Origin of the sequence: Clostridium polyendosporum, from assembly GCF_018332455.1 — a bacterium.
Classification (GTDB): Bacteria; Bacillota; Clostridia; order Clostridiales; family Clostridiaceae; genus Clostridium_AY; species Clostridium_AY polyendosporum.
This window is the reverse complement of sequence record NZ_BOPZ01000004.1, coordinates 147,047-169,806: the sequence shown is the minus strand read 5'-3', so window position 1 is coordinate 169,806 and position 22,760 is coordinate 147,047. Positions and strand designations below refer to the sequence as shown.

The following is a 22,760-nucleotide window of genomic DNA, read 5'->3' as shown; positions in this document are numbered from 1 at the left end:
AATGAGTGAAAAGAAATTAGATAAAAAAGATATAGTAAGTATGTTTATTCGTTCAAATTTCCTTTTAGGTTCTTTTAACTTTGAAAGAATGCAGGCAGTAGGATATTGTTTTTCAATGATTCCAGCATTAAAGAAATTATATAAGGGCGAAGAGTTAAAAGCAGCATTGAAAAGACACCTAGAGTTTTTTAATACTCAACCATTTATAGCAAATCCAATTATGGGTGTAACTGCAGCTATGGAAGAGCAAAGAGCAAATGGAGCTCCAATTGATGATGCTTCAATAAGTGGTGTAAAAGTAGGGCTTATGGGACCACTTGCTGGAGTGGGTGACCCGCTATTCTGGGGAACATTTAGACCGGTAACAGCTGCTTTAGGTGCATCATTAGCAATGGCAGGAAATATATTAGGACCTATACTATTCTTTGTATTATTTAATGTTTTAAGATTATCAACAAAGTGGTTTGGATTAAAGTACGGATATGAAAAAGGAACAGAAGTTGTTTCTGATATGGGTGGAAATAAGCTTCAAAAGTTAACAGAGGGAGCTTCAATTCTAGGACTATTTGTAATGGGTGCGTTAGTATCAAAGTGGACAAGTATGAATGTACCATTAGTAGTATCAGTAGTTAAAGGTGCAGACGGAAAAGAAGTAATAACAACAGTTCAGAATATATTAGATCAGTTACTACCAGGATTATTACCATTATTATTAACTTTCTTATGTATGAATTTATTAAAGAAAAAAGTAAATGCTATTATATTAATATTTGGATTATTTGCTGTTGGTATTTTAGGATACGCTTTTGGAATATTAAAATAATTTATTAAAATGTACAAAAGGTTAATTGCAAGGATATAATTAAAAATCCAGCATTTAGCCTTTTGTTTTTTATATTTATTTTAAAAATTATTTAAAAGATGATATGTTAATTATGTAGGATAAATCAAATATTATACTAAATAAGGCTTTATGCATCTTTTAATGATGAATATGGGTTAGCTGAGGGAAAGTAAAGATAATGCATTATATTTTTATTGTATGATTGGTAAAAACAATAGTAAAGAAATACTAGAATTCAACTTATTACTTTGGATATATTTTAAATTAATAGTTAAATGTGGTGTATAATAAAGGTAATTTATAATTTTAGGAGGATTACTATGGTTAATGTGGGTATAATAGGAACTAATTGGATAACTAATGAATTTATAAAATGTGCTAGTTTGGTAGAAGGTTTTAGACTTAATGCTGTTTATTCTAGAACACAGGAAAAAGCAACAAACTTTGCAAAAAAATATGGGATAACAAATATATTTACAGATTTAGAAGAGATGGCAAAAAGTAACTGTATTGATGCTGTTTATATAGCAAGTCCTAATTCTTGTCATTCACAACAATCCATTATATTTCTAAATAGCAAAAAACATGTTCTTTGTGAAAAACCAATAGCATCTAATGTTAAAGAATTAAATGCTATGATAGCAGCTGCCCAAAATAATAATGTATTATTAATGGAAGCAATGAAAACAACATTTTTGCCTAATTTTAAGGTTATAGAGAACAACCTACATAAGCTAGGAAAAATAAGAAGATATTTTGCAAACTATTGCCAGTATTCTTCAAGATATGACCTTTATAAGGAAGGAAAGATTTTAAATACATTTAAACCTGAGTTTTCTAATGGCTCAACTATGGATATAGGTGTGTATTGTTTATATCCGGTAGTGAAACTTTTTGGTATGCCAAAGGAGATACAAGCATCTGCATTAAAGCTTTCTTCAGGAGTAGATGGACAAGGAAGCCTAATTCTTTCATATGAAGATATGGATGCAGTTATAATTCACTCAAAGATTGCTGATTCATATATTCCATGTGAAATTCAGGGTGAAAAAGGAACTATGATAATTGATAAATTTAATAACACAGAAAAGGTTCAAATCATATATAGAAATGGAGAAAAAGAAGATTTATCAGTGCCACAATTAAAAGAAACAATGTATTATGAAGCTAAAGAATTCATTGAATTAATAAAAAATAATAAGGTAGAATCTGAAGTGAATTCATATAACCAATCACTAAAGGTTATAGATGTTATAGAGAAAGCAAGAAGCCAAACTGGAATTATATATCCTGCAGATAATATTTGATGTCTTAGTAGGATAATGAAATAAAAGTCAATAGGCTCAATGCCTATTGACTTTTAGCCAGATTTCACTTTGTTAAATAACAGTAAAAAGCCTCGACATGCAAGGCTTTTTAGAAGGATATATAAGTTCAATCAGTTATGAAGTTGTTTATATATAATATTTAATAAACTAATTTTGATATTATCTCATACATGCTTAAAATTATAATAATTAAACCAGAAATTAAAGAGGTACTGTTTTCAAAGACTTTTGAAAGAATACTTCTACCAAATAACATTCCAAGAGGTATTACGACAATACTAAAGATAAAAGTAAGTAGTGTTGTTAAAGTAATATTAAGTCCTAGAATACTTGCCCCTATTCCAAGCCCGATATTATTTATTGTTAAAGCAATAGAAAGACATAATGATTCTCTTAAATCTATAGAGCCAGAATGGTCTAAGTCAGCTTTTTCAGGTTTTTCTAGGATTTCTATGCAAGAAGGACATGATTCAGGGGGATGATTTTTTGCTTGTCTACTTTGTTTTGATGAATAGTAATCAAATAAGAACCAAATTCCTATACCTAAAAGTATTGTATTACCCAAGATATTGGCTATAGTTTCGGATATAAATTTTGTTATAATATATCCTAAGGACATAGATAAAAATGTACCAAGGGTTGAAATTGTTCCAATAACTATATTACTTAGAATACCAATTTTAATTTTTTTCATTCCATAAGCTATAGAAACGGTAAGGGCGTCAATACCACTTGTTAATACAAAAAGTAATACTGCAAGTACATTCATATTAAACCTCCTTTGTGACTCAATTCTAAGTATATTCAACTTAAAAGTCATATGTTAAGAAACGTTATTAATTGGTATTTTTTTAAATTAAGCTATTATTACTTTGCGATTTAATAAATGGCAGTAAACTCATGGTACAAGTTATAATATGAGATAAGTTATACTTTGGTGAGGATTTAAAATATAGAAATAAATACAGAAGGAGGATGTAATGCAGGAGTATCTTTATTGGTATGTTGCTTTAATAAATTCTATTGGTTTTAGTTTGATGTATATTGATAAGCGCAGAGCCATAAAAAAAACATGGAGAATATCAGAAAGACAGCTGTTTTTAGCTGCCTTGTTAGGAGGAAGTATTGGTTCAATCTTAGGAATGTATGTTTTTAGGCATAAGACAAAACATTGGTACTTTGTATATGGATTACCAGTGTTACTAATTATACAAGTTATTTTAATAATTTTATTAAAGCAATATTAAAAGTAGTTAATTTGATAATATATTGATAATGAATTTTGTTAATAATATATTTATATAGATTTTATAAGTAAATAAATAGCTATTAAAATAAGAAAATGATAAAAAATGTAAAAATTAATAAATAAATGGACTTGATTTTTTGCTATTATTGAAATATATTTATAAAAGGGTTTGTAAGTTTAAAAATAAGAAATTAAAACTTACAAAAATTTGAACTTTTCTCAATTTTTTTATATAATATAATAAGATGGAACAAAAGATTTAAATAGGAGTGAAAACAATGGGAGATTATATTTTTTCAACAACCTTTGCCTTCCAGATGTTTGTATTTATACTAACATTGTATTATCTTGTGTTGTCAATGTTCGGGTTTTATCGAAAAAAGGAAAAGAAAAATTATGAGCCAAATAAACGATTTGCAATGATTGTTGCAGCACATAATGAAGAAGTGGTAATAGGCAACCTTATTGATAGTTTGCAAAAGCAGGATTATCCGAAAGAGTTATATGACGTATTTGTTATTGCTGATAACTGTTCAGATAGAACAGCAGAGATTGCAAGAAAGCATGGGGCTAATGTTTTCGAGAGGTCCGACAAAGAAAAAAGAGGAAAGGGTTATGCCCTTGAATGGATGTTCGATAAGATATTTAAGATGGACAAAAAATATGATGCAGTAGCTATCTTTGATGCTGATAATTTAGTTTGTCAAAATTTCTTAAAGGAAATGAATTCAAAGATGTGTCAAGGCTATAAAGTTGTACAAGGATACATTGATAGTAAGAATCCATATGACTCATGGATAACTCAAAGTTATTCTGTAGCTTTTTGGTCTGCAAATAGGATGTTCCAACTTGCTAGAGCTAATCTTGGATTATCAAACCAAATAGGTGGAACTGGCTTTGCTTTAGATTTAGAAGTTTTGAAAAAGCTTGGATGGGGAGCTACTTGCTTAACAGAAGACCTTGAATTTACATGTAAGTTAGTGCTTAATGGTTCTAAGGTAGGTTGGGCACATGATGCTATAGTATATGATGAAAAGCCTTTAACCTTAAAGGAATCATGGAATCAAAGAAAAAGATGGATGCAAGGATTCACAGATGTATCCTCTAGATTCTTCTTTAAGCTGATAAAGAAAGCATTCAAAGATAAAGATTTTATAGCCTTTGATTGCGCATTATACGTAATTCAACCTTTTGTTACTCTTCTTTTAGCAGTGTCTTTAGTACTTACATTAGCACAGAATTATTCAGAACAGGGATTGCATATTTATGTCATCAGTTATATGTTCTTAAATTATGTATGGGTATGGAAGTTATTCAGTGTATTCCAATTCCTTTTAACTCCATTTGTTATGTTAAAGGATAATAAGCTGTCAAAGAAGCTATTTACAATGCTAGCTATTTATTCACTGAGTGTGTTTATTTTACCTGAATTACTACAAGGTAATAAGGATATGTTAGTTATAGCTGCAGTTAATATAATTTATACTATTAGTTTCTTTGCAGTAACATATTTACTTCTTGGAAAGAAGAGCTATTTAATATTCTTTAGATATGTTTTATTATATGGATTTTATACATTAACATGGATTCCAATTACAATTCAAGGAATATTAAATAAAAACAATAAAGAATGGTCACATACAAAGCACGTAAGACAAATAGGAATATACGAAGTGTAGTATATAAAGAAGATTTGGCGCTCAATGCATAAGCATTGGGCGTTTAGTATTTAAAAAACCTCTAGTTTAATTGCCGAACAGGTGTTTGACAAGGGCGATTATTGTAATTATACTAATTTAATAGAAAGGAAGGCATATTTGTGTATTTGTGTTTAACGTAACTAAATTCTTTAAGAATTTCCACAAGTTTAAAGGAGGATATAAGGGTAATAGAGAATATATAAGAAAAGAAATGAAGAAGATATGTGATAATAACCCTTTATTTTTCTTTATGAAAATATATAAGTTTCTAAAGTAAAATATTGTTTATAGATAAATTTGATGTTGATATAGATAAACAAATTTCATAACTTAATTGGTTTGCTGTCATTTCACGAAGTGAAATCTGACTAAAAGTTATAGATGCACAACTTTATTAAGTGTTGAAATTGCTTATCTTTATTAAAGAAATTTTAAGAAAATTTAGGCCATTTACAGAAAGATAAGAAGTTATGACAATTTAATTGAGTGGAGGAGAAATATGAATAAAGAGACAACTAAGGGTAGTTATGATGTTACAGATTTAACCTCTCTTGAAAAGCTTGAACCAGTAAGAATTAGACCAGGGATGTATATAGGTTCAACAGGTAGTAAAGGGCTCCATCATTGTATTTGGGAGATACTTGATAATGCTATAGATGAAATTACTAATGGTTATGGAGATAAGGCTATAGTGATTTTAAATAAGGATAAAAGTGTAACAATAATAGATAATGGTAGAGGGATACCTACAGGAATTCATCCTATAAAGAAAAAATCTGGGGTAGAGATGGTCTTTACAGAGCTCCATACAGGAGGTAAGTTTAATAATAAAAACTATAAAACTTCAGGTGGTCTTCACGGTGTTGGAGCTGCTGTTGTAAATGCTCTATCAAAATGGCTAGAGGTTGAAGTATATCAAAGCGGAAATGTATACAAGCAAAGGTTTGAACATGCTTTTGATAAGGAATTAGGGAAACTAATGCCAGGTACTCCAGTAACATCTCTTGAAACAGTTAGAAAAACTAGTGAAAGAGGGACGAAGGTTACTTTTATGCCAGATTCAAAGGTGTTTTCATCTACTGATTTTAAGTTTGATGTTATAGATGAAAGACTTCAAGAGTTAGCCTTCCAGAATAAAGGTATTAGGTTGGAACTTATAGATAATAGAAAAGAAGAGCCTATTAAAAAAGAATATTTTTCAGAAAGAGGACTTCTCGATTTTATTGAATATTTAAATGAAAGTAAGACACCAATACATGAAACACCAATACTTTTTGAGGGCGAAAGAATTGTTGATAATATAAACCTGTATGGGGAGATATGTATTCAATTTACAGATTCAACCACTGAATATATAGCAAGTTATGTAAATAATATTCCTACTACAGAGGCAGGAACTCATGAAACAGGCTTTAAAACAGGAATGACTAGAGCTTTCAAGGAGTGGGCTAAAAAACTTGAGCTTATAAAGGAAAAGGGAAAGGAATTCGAAGGTGATGATTTAAGAGAAGGAATGACTGCCATTGTTAGAATAAAAATTACAAATCCAGTGTTTGAAGGGCAGACCAAGACTAAACTTGGTAATAATGAAGCCTATACTATGATGAATGATTTGGCTTATACAAAGCTTTCTGAATGGATTGAAGATAATAAAGAACTGGCAACTACTATAATTAATAATGCTTTAGAAGCAGCAGCAAGAAGAGAAAAGATAAAAAAGATTAATGAAGCTGAAAAGAAGAAGATTGGGAAAGGTACAGCCCCTCTTGCAGGCAAAATAGCTGTATGCACCATGAAGGATAAAAGTTTTACTGAGTTTATTGTTGTTGAGGGAGATTCTGCTGGCGGCTCTGCTAAACAGGCAAGAGATAGAAGATTTCAGACTATTATGCCTTCCAAGGGAAAAATCATGAATACTGAAAAGCAGAAGCTTGAAAATGTACTTGCTAGTGAGGAGCTAAAAATCTTTAATACTGCGGTTGGAACAGGTACGTTGGATAATTACAGAGATGAGGATTTAAAATATGATAAAATAATCATTATGAGTGATGCTGATGTAGATGGTTACCATATAAGAACTCTTTGGATGACTTATATTTATAGATATATGAAACCTTTAATTGCAAATGGTCATTTATATATTGCACAACCACCTCTTTACAAAGTTTATAAGAACACTAAGAACGGAGAGATAGCTAAATATGCCTATAGTGATGAAGATTTAGAAATAGCTAAAAAAGAGATTGGTAAGGGTGCATTAATTCAGCGATATAAGGGATTAGGGGAAATGAATCCAGACCAGCTTTGGGAAACCACCTTAAACCCAGAAACTAGAACTCTTTATCAGGTTACTATAGATGATGCAGCAAAGGCAGAAAAGATGGTTTCACTTCTAATGGGTGATGTAGTTGAACCAAGAAAGAACTACATGTATAAATACGCTGAATTTTAATAGAAAGGAGCTAATTTAGATGACTAAAAAAAGCAATGCGATACCTAGGGATAATAATATAATCACTATTCCTTTGGAAGAGGCAATGCCAGATAACTATCTTCCTTATGCTGTAGAAGTGGCTAAGGATAGAGCTCTTCCGGATGTAAGAGATGGGCTAAAGCCAGTTCATAGAAGAATACTTTATGGTGCATATTTACTTAAGGCTTTTCCAGATAAGCCGTATTATAAATCAGCAAGAATAGTAGGAGATATACTAGGTAAATTCCATCCACACGGCGATGCATCAGTTTACGATGCCATGGTGATTTTAGCACAGAACTTTTCAACAAGACAACCTTTAATTGATGGACATGGTAACTGGGGTTCAATTGATGGTGATGGTGCAGCAGCAATGCGTTACACTGAAGCTAGACTTGCACCAATTGCCATGGAAATGATAAGAGATATAGATAAAGGTGTAGTGGATATGGTGCCTAACTACTCTGATACTGAAATAGAGCCCAAGGTACTCCCAAGTAGATATCCGAATTTACTTGTTAATGGTACCTTTGGTATTGCTGTTGGTCTAGCAACTAATATACCACCTCATAACCTAAGAGAGGTTACTGACGGAGTCCTTGCTTACATAGACAACAGAGAAATTACTACAAAAGAGCTTATGGATTATATTAAAGGACCTGATCTTCCTACAGGAGGAATTATTATAGGGAAGGATTCGTTACGTTCTGCATACGAAACAGGAGAAGGAAAAGTAACATTAAGAGCAAAGACTTCTATAGAAAAGCTTGAAAATGGAAGATTAGGTATAGTGATTACTGAGTTTCCATATAGAAGAAATAAAGCTAAACTTCTTCAGAATATATCGGAGATGACAGGAGATAAAAGACATGCTAAAGCATTAGAAGCTATTATTGATATTAGAGATGAATCAGATAGAACAGGAATTAGAGCAGTAATAGAGCTTAAGAAAAGTGCTGATGAAGATATAGCAGATAAAGTTTTAAAGTATCTCTTTAAGAAAACAGATCTTCAATGTAATATTAGCTTTAATATGGTTGCTTTAGCTGAAGGAAAACCTGAAACAATGGGGCTAAAAACTATAATAAAGCACTATGTTAATCATCAGAAAGAAGTTATAACTAGAAGAACTGAAAGAGAACTTGAAATAGCTGAGAGAAGATTTCATATAGTAGAAGGTTTTATTAAAGCTATTGATATTATGGATGATATTATAGCTACAATTAGAGCATCTAAATCAAAAAAGGATGCAGCAGAAAATCTAATATCAAGATTTGGATTTACAGATATACAAGCAGAGGCTATCTTGGAACTTATGCTTTATAGACTAACTGGTCTTGAAATCAAGGAGTTTCAAAAAGAACATAAGGAATTAGAAAAGTTAATAAAGAAGCTTAAAAAAATTCTTGATGATGAAAGAGAATTATTTAAAGTTATAAAGGCAGAGCTAAAAGAGGTTAGTGAAAAGTATGGAAATGATAGAAGAACCGAAGTTGTTCATGATGAAAGTGAAGCTAAGATAGATTTAGAAGAACTTATAGTTGTAGAAGATGTAATGGTGACACTATCAAATGAAGGTTTTATTAAGAGAATTTCTCTAAAGAGTTATAATAGATTAAATTCTACTACTGAGCATATTGAATATAGAGAAGGGGATTATTTAAAACTTCTCTTCAAGTCTAATACAAAGGAAAGTATTATTATATTCACTGATAAGGGAAATATGTATCAGTTAAAGTGTAATGGAGTACCAGAATATAGGTGGAAAGATAAAGGAGAAAGAATTGAGGATTTAGTAAAGGGATTATCTTTAGAAGAAGAGAAGATAATAGCTGTTTATTCACTAGAAAGTCTCCTTTCAGATAGATGTTTTAAATTCATAACTTCAAAGGGATTAATAAAAAAGACAACGCTAGATAAGTTCATAACATCTTATTCAAAACTTGTTGGTTTGAGATTAAAGAATGATGAAAGGCTTATTGATGTTAGACTAATAAGTGAATCAGAGGACGAAAAGTTCATTAAAATCGAAACTTTACAAGGGTTGCAGTTTATAGTTGAGGAGCCAAAGTTAGAGCCAGTTGATAGAAGCATACTTGGAACAGTACTTTGTTCGGTATCTTCTAAGAATGAAATTATTAATGTAGAATATGTTGATGAATACAACTTCTGTGAGTTCACTGTAGGTATTAATAAAAAAGGTGATATTAAGGTATATGAAAAGATAACTAGTGATAGCTTTAAGAAAACAAAAACTTCTTCTAATGAATATGTTTTAGCCTTCTCAAATAAAGGTAAAATATTCAAGTTTCCAAGCTATATGGTTCAAGGATTAGAGAATATCATTAATATTAGTACTTTAGTAGATGGATTTGAGGATGGGGAGGAAATACTAAATATAACTTCTGAAAAACACTTTGATGAAAATAGAGTAGTATACTTCTTTACGAAAAATGGAATGGTTAAAAAGACCTCCTTTAAGGAATACGAAGGAAGCTATAATAATCAGCTTACTTATAGATTTAAGAATGAGGATGATATATTGGTTGCTATAGACTTTTCCTTTGGTGAAGGGAATCATGTTGTTATAGTGACAAAAAAAGGAATGGGTATAAAATTTGAAGACAATAATGTTAATCCAATGGGTAAGGTTGCATCAGGAGTAACAGGAATAAGTCTTAAAGAAGGAGATGAAGTTATATTTGGAGGGGTTATTCCTTCAAATGTTGCGCAAGCTTCACAGCAAGGTTATAATGAAGTTGCAATTAGTATTAGTCCAATAGAAAAAGTTATTTTACTTTCTAAGAAAAAAGAGAAGAAAGAAATAAATATAAATGATATTAATATTCAAAATAGAGCAGGAAGAGGCAGTAGCTTGATTCTTATGGGTTTAGATGACTATATTAAAGAGGTATTATTAAAATAGGGAGGTTATGACATGAAAAGAATACTTGTTATGTTAGCTGAAGGGTTTGAAGAGATTGAAGCACTTACAGTGGTGGATGTTTTAAGAAGAGCAAATGTTGAATGTGTTACATGTAGTTTAAAGGAAAAAGAGATTCAGGGAGCACATAATATATTAGTTACAGCAGATAAGTCTTTAGAGGATAATGATTTAAATACTTACGATGGAATAGTACTTCCAGGAGGTATGCCTGGTTCAGTAAATCTCAGAGACAATATAAAAGTAGTAGAATTAGTTAAGGACTATTATGCTGCTGGAAAGTTAGTAGCAGCTATATGTGCAGCTCCAATAGTTCTTGCAAAAGCAGGCATTGCAGATGGAAAGATTCTTACTTCATATCCATCCTTTAAAGACCAGTTAGATAATTGTATATATATTGAACAACCAGTGGTTGTTGATCAAAATATAATTACAAGTAGAGGACCGGCGACAACTCTTTTATTCGCTTTTGAAATATTAAAGAAGTTAGGATATGAAGAAGAGGCTAAGGAATTAAGTGAAGGAATGCTAGTAGATTACTTAATGAATAAATAAATCAATACTAACTCCTGGGAAATATACTCGGGAGTTTTTTATTCTCTAGAAATTTATATTAAGTTTATTATTAGAGTAACTTAATATATTCTTCATTAACATAAATTTGTGAGAGGAATAAAAATGAAAAAGATTATTTTAGATAACGGAGTTAAGGTTTTATATAGTTTCAGAGAAGGAAATTTAACGTCTTTCTGTATTGGTTTTGAAGGTGGAGCCAATTCGGAAATTGGTTTTAATTTAGGTGTTGCTCATGCTCTCGAACATATGATTTTTAAGGGTACAAAGAATAGAAGTGAAAAGAAAATTAACGAAGAATGTGATATATTATTTGGGTTTAATAATGCCATGACCAATTTCCCTTATGTAATATATTATGGTACTTGCATCTCAGGAGATTTTGATAAAGCTTTTGAACTTTATTCAGATATAATTTTAAATCCTCTTTTAGAAGAAGAAGGTTTTAAAGATGAGATGGAGGTAATAATTCAAGAATGTAGGGAATGGAAAGAAGACATAACTCAACACTGTGAAGATGAAGTGTTTTTTAATGGATTTAATAAAAAGAGAATAAAAAATATAATCATAGGCACAGAGGAAAGTTTGAAAAGGATAACTATTAAGGAGCTTAGGGATTTTTACAAAAAAGTTTATGTACCACAAAATTGCGTTATTTCTGTAGTAACTTCTAAAGGTTTTGAAGAGATTACTGATGTAATAAATAGATATTTTGGTGATTTTAAAGGAGAAACCTTCAATGAAGTTATTATACCACAGGAAAGAAATGAATATGGAAAATTCTATGGTGTTGTTGAAGGTTTTAAAGGCGCAAAGCTTCAATATATCTTTGATATAACAAATCTTTCACCACAGGAAATAGAAGCACTTAGAGTTTTTAATATGTGGTTTGGTGAAGGTGTAAGCAGTCTTTTGTTTAATGAAGTAAGAACAAAAAATGCTCTAGCTTATGAAATATCAAGTCAGATTAAGAATGATAAGGGAATAAAGGTATTTTCCATATCATGCAGTTGTAGTAAAGATAATATAGACAAGAGTATATATGTTATTGATTATTGTATAAAAAGTGCACGGGAAATAAAGAGATATATAAAAGAAGAACATATTAAACATTTTATCAATAGATTAAAGTTAAAAAGAGCGCTAGATTTAGAAAGAAGTATTGTTATGGCAAATAGACTTACTACATATGAAATAATGTATGGAAATGGTTTTAGCGTTTATGACGAGTTAGAGTTAAAAGAAAGTATTACTATTGATCAAATAGAGAATGTATTAAGGAAGACTTTAACAAACCCAACAATTCAAGTTTTAAAGTGATGGAGGATAGAATGAAGGAAAATTGGCTTCTTATAAATAGAAATGTATCAGATGTAAAAAAACTTTCTTCAGAAAATGGTATAAGTCAGTTTACAGCAAAGCTTCTTTTAAATAGGGATATTGCAGAGATTAAAGACGTGAAGAGGTTTTTAGAAGGTAGTTTAGATGATCTTTATGATGGTTTCCAAATGCAAGATATGTACATTGCTGTAAGAATAGTATCGTCAGCTATAAGAAGTGGAAAAAGAATTATCATATATGGTGACTACGATTGTGATGGAGTTGTAAGTACTGTTATTTTATATGATATTTTAAAGCAATGTGGTGCAAATTATAATTTTTATATTCCAGATAGGGAAGATGAAGGTTATGGAATGAATAGTGAGAGAATTCAAAAGTTAAAGGAAGAGGGCTATGAGGTAATATTAACCTGCGATAATGGTATTGCTGCATTTGAGCAAGTAGCTTTAGCTAAAAGCTTAGGTATGGATGTAGTTATAACAGATCATCATGACATACCTTTTAAGGAAAAAGAGAATGGAGAAAAAGAGTTTTTACTTCCTATAGCTGATGCTATCATTAATCCAAAGAGAAAAGATTGCAATTATCCTTTTAAAAAGCTTTGTGGTGCAGGGGTAGCATTAAAGTTTGGGAAGTGTTTACTTAAGGAAATGGGAATAGACTCAAAAGAAGCCGATAAATTGATAGAATTCTGTGCATTAGCTACTGTTTGTGATGTGGTAGATCTGTTAGATGAAAATAGAATAATTGTAAAAAAAGGTTTAGAAATGTTAAATAACACTAATAATCTTGGACTTAAAGCTCTAATAAAGGAAACTGGACTAAAGGAAAAGAATATAAGTGCTTATCATTTAGGATTTGTTATTGGACCATGTGTTAATGCTACTGGAAGATTAGAAACTGCTGATTTATCTGTAGAGTTGCTTATTACAGAAGATGAAAAAAGAGCAGAAGACCTAGCTAAGGAGTTGTTTCAACTTAATCAGAAAAGACAAGATTTAACTATAGAAAGTGTTGAGATGGTCATTGATCAAATAGAGAAAAATAATATGGATAAAGATAAGGTTCTTGTTGTATACAACCCATATATACATGAAAGTATCGCTGGTATTGTAGCGGGAAGAATTAGAGAAAGATATAATGTACCGACAATTATAATGACCAAAGGGAAGAGTATGCCAAAAGGATCAGGAAGATCTATTGAAGAGTACAATATGTTTGAGGAGTTGTCTAAATGTAAGTATCTTATAGAGAAATTTGGTGGTCATCCAATGGCAGCAGGACTTTCTGTAAGGGAAGAGGCGTTGCCACTATTAAGGCAGGAACTTTTAAAAAACTGTGTGCTTTCTGATGAAGATATAATACCTAAGGTTAGAATAGATGCAAGACTGCCTCTTAATCTATTAAATGAAGGTATAATCGAAGAGATTAATGCACTTGAGCCGTTTGGAAAAGGTAATAACACACCTATTTTTGGAGAACGAGGCATAGAAGTAAGTAGAATTTGGCTAATGGGAAGAGAAAAGAATATAGTGAAGTTTAGGATGAAAGTACCGAATTCCTATTATCCAATTGATGGAATTTCCTTTGATAGATTTGACGATTTTAAAGAACAATATATTAATATATACGGTAAAGAAAAATTTACTGAAATTATTACTTCAAGTTATTGTGATTTTAAGATGGATATTCTGTTCTACCCGTCAATTAATGAGTATAATGGCAATAGAACTATTCAGGTTATTATAAAAAGTATAAGGTTTTAGAGTTGGGTATAAGTTTAGGGGTATGGTTTTCGTCATATCCCTAAAGTGCTTAACAATATTATTATTGAAATAGATTCTTATACGATTTAAAGTATAAATCACTAAATATGCTTGACTTTAGTATAATAAAGGTGGTTATAATTTTTTATATAGATATATAAATTTGTATATTGAGTTAAAAATTGAAGAAGGGTTCTTTAGGTGCTAATATATTAAGTTTACTAACAATTTAATATATTATGTTTTGAATGGAATTTAATTTAAGGGGATGATTTTTTGAGTAAATATAAGATTGTGATGACTGGTGGGGGATCAGCAGGTCATGTAATGCCAAATCTTGCATTAATTCCTGAACTTACAAAGAGAGGATTTGAGATAAAGTATATAGGGAGTAATAATGGAATTGAGAAGGATATAATAAAAAATACCTCTATTCCATATTACGGTATATCAAGTGGAAAGCTTAGAAGATATTTTGACGTAAAAAACTTTTCTGATCCTTTTAAAGTTATAAAAGGAATTTTCGATGCTTGGAGTATACTAACAAAAGAAAAACCTGATGTAATATTTTCAAAGGGAGGATTTGTTACTGTACCAGTTGTTATGGCAGCTTCGCTGAAAAGAATTCCAGTAGTTTCTCATGAATCAGATATGACACCTGGACTTGCTAACAAGCTTGCTTCACCTTTTTGTGACAAACTTTGTGTAACCTTCCCAGAAAGTTTAAAATACATAAAGAGCAATAAGGGGGTTTTAACAGGAACTCCAATCAGACAAGAAATTTTTCAAGGTAGTAGATTAAAGGGAAAGAATATTTGTGCCTTTACGGATAATAAGCCTGTACTTTTCATAATTGGAGGAAGTTTAGGATCAAAGGTTATAAATGATGCCGTAAGACAAAGTATTAATGATTTATTAAAAAAGTTTAATATAGTTCATATATGTGGAAAAGGAAATATAGATGAGAAATTAAGGGGGACTTTGGGATACATACAATTTGAATATGTGTCTGATGACCTTCCTCATCTTATGGCGTATGCAGATTTTATTATATCAAGAGCAGGTGCTAATACTATATTTGAACTTTTAGCGTTAAGAAAGCCTAATATTTTAATACCCCTATCAAAGAGAGCAAGTAGGGGGGATCAAGTATTAAATGCTAATTCTTTTAAAAAGGCAGGCTACAGTGTAGTACTTGAAGAAGAGTGTCTAAATAAAGAAAGTCTTATAAAATCATTGGATGACCTTAGAAAAACAAAAGATATTTGCATTAAAAATATGGACTCTAGTGAAATGAAAAATGGTGTTGGAAAAATAATTGACGTAATAATGGGTGTAATAAACAAATAGTAGTAGAATAGTATTTAGTAACTAATAAAACAATGAAATATGGTAGATTATAAGAGATGGATGAAAAAAAGTTCATCTCTTTTTTGTAAAATAATTTAATTAATTATTTAGTTAATCTAATAATATGTGAAAATATTCTAAATTTAGTGAAAATCTACAAATGATTTGTAGTAGAGAAATATTAAGAATTAATAAGAAATATTAGGTATTAGTGATGTTTTTTTAATATATTGTTAATGTTTGTCCTATATAAGAACTTTTTTGTTCAATATGTGGTAATATCAAACTTGAAAAATAATTTACATAGAGTATAATTGATAATATAGTGAAAAATAGTAACTTAATAACAATGGTAAACCATTGTTATTAATCTAACAAGTAAATGAGGTGCTGTGTTAATGAAAAAGGTATCTATAGTTTACTGGAGTAATGGTGGCAATGTTGAAGTACTTGCCAATACGATTGCTCAAAGTGCAGGTGCTGCTGGTGCAGAAGTAACAATAAAACATGTTGTAGATGCTAACATTGATGATGTCATAAATGCAGATGCAGTTGCTTTTGGAAGTCCTTCCATGGATAACAATAGAATAGAACAGCATGAAATGGAGCCGTTTATAACTCAATTTAAGTTGCTTCCTAATTGTGGAAAGAAGATTGTTCTTTTTGGTTCTTATGGATGGGACGAAGGACAGTTTATGAAGGATTGGGTTGTTAGAATGAAGGACTATGGTTTTGATGTTATAGGTGATTTAGCAGTTAAAGAATCACCAAATGAAGAGCAATTAAATTTAGCAAAAGAGCTTGGAAAAAGGCTATCTGAATAACAATGTTAAAATAGTTGATTAATATTTCTAAAACTAAGCTTTAGAAATGTAATTCTAATATAAACAATAATAGACATAAACAATAATAGAAAGAGGGGTCAAACATAATGGCAATGAGAAAGATGAAAACTATGGATGGAAACACAGCTGCTGCTCATATAGCATATGCATTTACTGATGTTGCAGCGATATATCCTATAACTCCATCATCACCAATGGCTGAGTATGTTGATGAATGGGTTGCTCAAGGAAGAAAGAATATTTTTGGACGTCCAGTTAATGTCATGGAAATGCAATCAGAAGCAGGTGCTGCTGGAGCTGTTCATGGTTCACTTCAAGCTGGAGCTTTAACTACTACATTTACCGCTTCACAAGGTTTATTACTTATGATACCAAACATGTATAAAATGTCTGGTGAATTATTACCAGGAGTATTACATGTTTCAGCTAGAGCGCTAGCTACAAGTTCATTAAACATATTTGGGGATCACCAAGACGTAATGGCTGCAAGACAAACTGGTTTTGCTATGCTTGCTGAAGGTTCAGTACAAGAAGTTATGGATTTAGCAGCTGTTGCACACCTTTCAGCTATCAAGTCAAGAATTCCATTCTTAAACTTCTTTGATGGATTTAGAACTTCACATGAAATTCAAAAGGTTGAAGTTTTAGAATATGATGAATTATCTAAACTAGTAGATATGGATGCTGTAGAAGCTTTTAGAAGAAGAGCTTTAAATCCAGACCATCCAGTAACTAGAGGTACAGCTCAAAACCCTGATATTTACTTCCAAGAAAGAGAAGTTGTAAATAAATACTATGACGCAGTACCAGAAATAGTTGAAAACTATATGGCTGAAATAACTAATTTAACTGGTAGACAATATAGCTGTTTCGATTACTATGGAGCACCAGATGCTGACAAAGTAATTATAGCTATGGGTTCAATAACTGATACTGTAGAAGAAACAGTTGATTACTTAAATGAAAATGGAAATAAGGTAGGTCTTGTAAAGGTAAGATTATTCAGACCATTCTCTAATGAAAGATTATTAAAGGCTATTCCAAGTACTGTTAAGAAGATTGCTGTTCTTGACAGAACAAAGGAACCAGGAGCAGCTGGAGAACCATTATACCTAGATGTAAAGAATGCATTCTATGGTAGAGAAAATGCTCCAGTTATCGTTGGTGGAAGATATGGATTAGGTTCAAAAGATACTGTTCCAGCTCATATCATATCTGTATATGAAAATTTAGCTAAGGATGAATCAAAAGATGGATTCACTATTGCTATAGTTGATGATGTAACTAATACTTCACTTGAAGTTACTGATGCTAATGTTGATACTACTCCAGTAGGAACTAAGGCTTGTAAGTTCTGGGGATTAGGATCAGACGGAACAGTTGGAGCTAACAAGAGTGCTATAAAGATCATCGGTGATTATACTGACATGTATGCTCAAGGTTATTTTGCTTATGATTCAAAGAAATCAGGTGGTGTAACTGTATCACACTTAAGATTTGGTAAGAAGCCAATCAAGTCACCTTACTTAATCAATAAGGCTGATTTTATTGCATGTCATAACCAATCATATGTTTATAAGTATTTTGTACTTGATGGATTAAAGAAGAATAGTATCTTCTTACTTAACACTATCTGGACTCCAGAAGAGTTAAATGAAAAATTACCAGCTAAGTATAAGAGATATATAGCTAATAACGGTATTAAGTTCTATACTTTAAATGCTGTTAAGATAGCTCAAGAAATAGGTCTTGGCGGAAGAATAAACATGATAATGCAATCAGCATTCTTTAAACTTGCTGAGATCATTCCAGTTGAGGATGCAGCTAAGTACTTAAAAGAAGCTGTTGTAAAGTCATATGGTAAGAAAGGTCAACATATAGTTGATATGAATAATGGTGCTATAGATAAGGGAATCGATGCAATAGTTGCTATAGATGTTCCAGCAGATTGGGCTGACGCTGTAGATGAAGAAGTAGCTAACTCAACTGATAAGCCAAACTTCATAAAGAATATCGTTGATCCAATGAATAGATTAGAAGGGGACAACCTTCCAGTTTCAGCTTTTGTTGGTATGGAAGATGGTACTTTCGAAAATGGAACAGCTGCATTTGAAAAGAGAGGTATTGCTATCAATGTTCCAGAATGGATAGCTGGTAACTGTATACAATGTAACCAATGTGCATATGTATGTCCACATGCAACAATTAGACCATTCTTATTAAATGAAGCAGAGAAGAATAATGCTCCAGAAGGCATGAAGATTGTAGCTGCTAAGGCATTAAAGACGGACGAGCCAATGAATTTCACAATTGCAGTAAGTCCATTAGATTGTACTGGTTGTGGAAATTGTGCTCAAGTATGTCCAGCACCACAAAAGGCTCTAGTAATGAAGCCACAAGATACTCAACATGATGAAATAGAAAGATGGGAGTATGTAGTAAAGAACGTTACTCCAAAAGCTAACCCAATGAACAAGTTAACATTAAAGGGTAGCCAATTTGAACAACCACTATTTGAATTCTCAGGTGCTTGTGCAGGTTGTGGAGAAACTCCATATGCTAAGCTTATAACTCAATTATATGGAGACAGAATGATGATAGCTAATGCTACTGGATGTTCATCAATATGGGGAGGTTCAGCACCTTCAACTCCATACACAGTTAACCATAGAGGACATGGTCCAGCTTGGGCTAACTCATTATTTGAAGATAATGCTGAATTTGGACTTGGTATGTTCTTAGGAGTTAAGGCTACAAGAGAAAGATTAGCTGAAACTATTAAGAAGGCTGTTCAAACTGAATTAAGTGATGAAGCTAAGGCTGCCTTAACTGATTGGTTAGAGAACATAAACAATGGAGAAGGAACTAGAGATAGAGCTGATAGAGTTATAGCTGCTCTAGAACAAGAAAATAATAACGAATTAGCTAAGGAAATATTAAAAGATAAAGATTTCTTAGTTAAGAGATCACAATGGATCTTCGGTGGAGACGGTTGGTCATACGATATAGGATTTGGTGGAGTAGATCATGTACTTGCTTCAGGAGAAGACGTAAATATCTTTGTATTTGATACAGAAGTTTACTCAAATACAGGTGGACAATCATCAAAGGCAACTCCAACTGCTGCTATAGCTAAGTTTGCTGCTAGTGGTAAGAGAACAAAGAAGAAAGATCTTGGTATGATGATGATGAGCTACGGTTATGTGTATGTTGCTCAAATATCAATGGGAGCTGACAAGAATCAAACTCTTAAGGCTATAGCTGAAGCTGAAGCTTATCCAGGACCATCATTAATCATAGCATATGCTCCATGTATCAACCATGGATTAAAAGTTGGTATGGGTAACAGCCAACTAGAAGCTAAAAAAGCTGTTGAATGCGGATACTGGGGAATGTACAGATTTAATCCAGCATTAAAAGAACAAGGAAAGAACCCATTCATATTAGATTCTAAGGAACCAAAAGGTGACTTTAGAGAATTCTTAATGGGAGAAGTAAGATATGCTTCACTTGCTAAGGCATTCCCAGAAGCTGCTGAAGCATTGTTTGAGAAGACTCAAAAAGATGCTATGGAAAGATTAGAAGGATATAAAAAACTTGCTAATCAACAATAATTAATATTACGTGAAATATATAGATTGAAATAATCACTTAGAGGAGTTCAGTCCAATTTGACTGAACTCCTCTTATTTTGGTGTACCATAACTCTTTAAGAATTTAAGTTGTGTGTCTTTAGTAGATTTGATGGTTGATTAGCTTGATTTATAGAAATTGTTATAAAAATAACTATATAAAAAAGAAAAAAGTACTTTTAATATTGGTGAATTAAGGGTAAAATTAAGACATAACCAAATTATACCGAGGAGGTGAATTCACACATCAAATATTGATTGTGTGGAAAGTGTATGTTAGATAAAGAATTAAATGGTTGCGAAGGCGGTTGTAACTGCGGACATAATGAAGAAAAGGAAAATACATGTGGATGTGGAGATCATGGTGATGATGGATGCGGATGCGGAGAACATGAACATGAATCTTTTGTAGTGGATCTTGAAGATGAAAATGGAAATGTAGTTTCTTGTGAAGTTATAGATGCTTTTGAACACGATGATAAGGAATATGTTCTAGTTCAAAATCCAGATGATGGATCAGTTTACCTATTTAGATCAGAAGGAGAACAAGGAGAACTTGTAATTCCTGATGATGAAGAATTTGATAAGGTAACTAAGTACTACGAGACTGAATTAGCTCAATAATAAAAAAAGTAAGACGAGGCGGGTAAGCGACTACCCGTCTTTTTATATTATAAGGATTGAAGTTATTTATCTTTACTAAAATAACAATTAAGGAAATAGAGGTGTAATAAATGAATGAATGTCATAACGAAAAATATATTGAAAATGGAGTAGTTAAAGATAAAGGAGAATTTAATGATAATATACTTCTAAAGAATGGAGTAGTTTATGAAGTTTTAAGGGTAATAGATGGTATACCATTATTTTTAGAGAGACATCTAAAAAGAATGGAAAACTCTTTTAAAATTATAAATAAAACTTTAAAGTATACAGAGGATGAAATTAAAAAACATATTAATAAGTTAATTGAAGTGAATAATACGAGTACGGGAAATATAAAGTTAATAATTGATTCATATAGTGAAGAGAAACATCTAATGATTTATTTTGTTAAGCATTCATATCCTTCGGAGCAAGAATATGATGAAGGAGTAAAGACCATATTGTATTTTGGTGAAAGACAAAATCCAAATGCAAAGATAATAAATGGTAATTTTAGAGAAGCTGTAAATCAAGCAATTAAAGCAAATAACGTTTATGAGGCTATTTTAGTTGACAGAAATGGATTTGTTACTGAAGGAAGCAGATCAAACATATTTATGGTTAAGAATAATGAGGTTTTTACATCTCCATTACATGATGTACTTCCAGGAGTAACTCGTAGTACTGTGATTGATTTATGCATAGATAATAATATTAAAATAATTGAAGATAAGATTAGTTATAAGACAATGTGTAGTTTTGATGGTTTATTTATTACAGGTACTTCACCTAAAATTTTACCAATATGTGCTGTTGATAAAATAAATTTTAATTCAAGTAGTAATGATTTAATTTTGAAGCTTATGAAATTATATGATAAGAATATTAATAATTATATTGAAATTAGAAAGAACAACTTTTAATAAATAAACATAATTAAATTTAAAATTTTAGAGGTATTGAGATTTTATGTTTTTCTGAACTTTACTAAAGGTTAGATTTATTTGCTGTTATTCTACTAAGTTGAATGTGAAAAAAGCTGAGTAGACTTGATGTTTGGTTAGCTTTTTTCGATTTCATTTATGTTAAAAAAAATTACATTTTTTTACTAAAAATAAATTGAAGTTAATGTTTAATATGGTATACTTAATGCTGTAAGGATTTTTTTGGTAGATATAATGTAAGATATAAATAATATTTTTAACGGTATAAATAGTAGTGAGGAGTTATGGGGGGAACAATATGGGCAAATCTCAATATATTTCAATGCTTTCAGAAGAGTCCATTGATAAATTACATGTGTTAAATAAAATATTGTTAGCTTTAGAACAACCACAAAATGATATAGGTATCGATGGCCTTATACTAAAGAAAAAACAAGTAGATAGAAAAGAGATAGATATTAAAGACGATAATTTCCTAATGGATATAAATGAGTATGATACTAATATAATAAAGAAAGCTAAGCAAAAAGGGTTTAAGGCTATAGGAGTTAAAATAGATCTTAATAAAAATACCCTGCTAAAATCGGCAAGAGCTTTTGTAATTTTTAAGAATTTAGAAGAGTATGGAGAAATAATTAAATCATATCCAGCTGCTGAAGATATAGAATATGAAAATTTTGATTTTTCAATGGAACTTCTTGTAATAACTACTTTAGAACCTTTAGATATTGAGAAAATAGTAGATAACATTTCAGAAGTTGATAAGGTTTTTGTAGAAGAAATTGGAGGTTATTTTGGAGATGAAAGTGAAAAGAAGGTAGAGAATAAGAGGATTGATGAAGTAATACCTTTCATAAATACATTAAATGATAATGAAAAAAGAAATAATAATCAATTAAAGAAGTCTACTCAATTGGTAAGTGTTGATTCAAAAAGACTAGATAGTATTATGGATATGGCTTCGCAGCTTATTATGTATAAAATGAGGTTAGAGAAGATAAGCAATGATTATAAACTTCAAGAACTTAATGAAACTTTAGAACAGTTAGAAAAAACTACATTAGATCTTAAAGATTTAGTTACTGAGATAGGCATATTTCCGAAGAGAAAGTATTCAGTTTTATAG

At 31.0% G+C, this 22,760-nt stretch carries 16 protein-coding genes; 15 read left to right on the top strand and 1 reads right to left on the bottom strand.

From position 1 onward, the window contains the following. Position 1 precedes the first annotated feature (1 nt). A complete protein-coding gene (gene manZ, locus CPJCM30710_RS03990) occupies positions 2–823 on the top strand; it encodes a PTS mannose transporter subunit IID (protein WP_212902878.1) in 822 nt (273 codons plus the stop codon). A 341-nt stretch (positions 824–1,164) separates the two neighbouring features. Next, on the top strand, positions 1,165–2,151 hold the full coding sequence (locus tag CPJCM30710_RS03985) for a Gfo/Idh/MocA family protein (RefSeq protein ID WP_212902877.1): 987 nt from the start codon (positions 1,165–1,167) through the stop codon (positions 2,149–2,151). 160 nt (positions 2,152–2,311) lie between these two features. On the opposite strand, the gene ytaF is transcribed toward CPJCM30710_RS03985, so the two are convergent. Next, entirely contained in the window at positions 2,312–2,941 is a 630-nt protein-coding gene (gene ytaF / locus CPJCM30710_RS03980) for a sporulation membrane protein YtaF (RefSeq protein WP_212902876.1), read from the bottom strand. A 211-nt stretch (positions 2,942–3,152) separates the two neighbouring features. On the opposite strand from ytaF, the gene CPJCM30710_RS03975 reads away from it, so the two are divergent. From CPJCM30710_RS03975 to CPJCM30710_RS03915, 13 genes are all read left to right on the top strand, one after another. Beyond that, complete coding sequence (locus tag CPJCM30710_RS03975; RefSeq protein ID WP_212902875.1) at positions 3,153–3,419, top strand: DUF1294 domain-containing protein; 267 nt, start codon at positions 3,153–3,155, stop codon at positions 3,417–3,419. 280 nt (positions 3,420–3,699) lie between these two features. Next, on the top strand, positions 3,700–5,100 hold the full coding sequence (locus CPJCM30710_RS03970; RefSeq protein ID WP_212902874.1) for a glycosyltransferase family 2 protein: 1,401 nt from the start codon (positions 3,700–3,702) through the stop codon (positions 5,098–5,100). 520 nt (positions 5,101–5,620) lie between these two features. After that, the gene (locus CPJCM30710_RS03965) at positions 5,621–7,573 is read left to right on the top strand and encodes a DNA gyrase/topoisomerase IV subunit B (protein ID WP_212902873.1); all 1,953 of its coding nucleotides are present in this window, start codon (positions 5,621–5,623) and stop codon (positions 7,571–7,573) included. Positions 7,574–7,592: 19 nt separating this feature from the next. Then, complete coding sequence (locus CPJCM30710_RS03960; RefSeq protein ID WP_212902872.1) at positions 7,593–10,520, top strand: DNA topoisomerase IV subunit A; 2,928 nt, start codon at positions 7,593–7,595, stop codon at positions 10,518–10,520. Between the two features lie 12 nt (positions 10,521–10,532). After that, the gene (locus CPJCM30710_RS03955) at positions 10,533–11,093 is read left to right on the top strand and encodes a DJ-1 family glyoxalase III (RefSeq protein WP_212902871.1); all 561 of its coding nucleotides are present in this window, start codon (positions 10,533–10,535) and stop codon (positions 11,091–11,093) included. A gap of 123 nt (positions 11,094–11,216) precedes the next feature. Further along, positions 11,217–12,431, top strand: coding sequence for a M16 family metallopeptidase (locus tag CPJCM30710_RS03950; RefSeq protein WP_212902870.1), 1,215 nt, complete (start codon positions 11,217–11,219; stop codon positions 12,429–12,431). An 11-nt stretch (positions 12,432–12,442) separates the two neighbouring features. Next, on the top strand, positions 12,443–14,218 hold the full coding sequence (gene recJ / locus CPJCM30710_RS03945; protein ID WP_212902869.1) for a single-stranded-DNA-specific exonuclease RecJ: 1,776 nt from the start codon (positions 12,443–12,445) through the stop codon (positions 14,216–14,218). A gap of 276 nt (positions 14,219–14,494) precedes the next feature. Then, complete coding sequence (locus CPJCM30710_RS03940) at positions 14,495–15,568, top strand: undecaprenyldiphospho-muramoylpentapeptide beta-N-acetylglucosaminyltransferase (protein WP_212902868.1); 1,074 nt, start codon at positions 14,495–14,497, stop codon at positions 15,566–15,568. 398 nt (positions 15,569–15,966) lie between these two features. Beyond that, a complete protein-coding gene (locus tag CPJCM30710_RS03935) occupies positions 15,967–16,392 on the top strand; it encodes a flavodoxin (protein ID WP_212902867.1) in 426 nt (141 codons plus the stop codon). A gap of 113 nt (positions 16,393–16,505) precedes the next feature. Next, complete coding sequence (gene nifJ, locus CPJCM30710_RS03930; RefSeq protein ID WP_212902907.1) at positions 16,506–20,027, top strand: pyruvate:ferredoxin (flavodoxin) oxidoreductase; 3,522 nt, start codon at positions 16,506–16,508, stop codon at positions 20,025–20,027. A 291-nt stretch (positions 20,028–20,318) separates the two neighbouring features. Beyond that, positions 20,319–20,669 (top strand): DUF1292 domain-containing protein, encoded by a 351-nt coding sequence (locus CPJCM30710_RS03925; RefSeq protein WP_212902866.1) that lies wholly within the window; start codon positions 20,319–20,321, stop codon positions 20,667–20,669. Between the two features lie 110 nt (positions 20,670–20,779). Continuing rightward, positions 20,780–21,613, top strand: coding sequence for an aminotransferase class IV (locus CPJCM30710_RS03920; RefSeq protein WP_212902865.1), 834 nt, complete (start codon positions 20,780–20,782; stop codon positions 21,611–21,613). Between the two features lie 319 nt (positions 21,614–21,932). After that, positions 21,933–22,760, top strand: coding sequence for a hypothetical protein (locus tag CPJCM30710_RS03915; protein ID WP_212902864.1), 828 nt, complete (start codon positions 21,933–21,935; stop codon positions 22,758–22,760).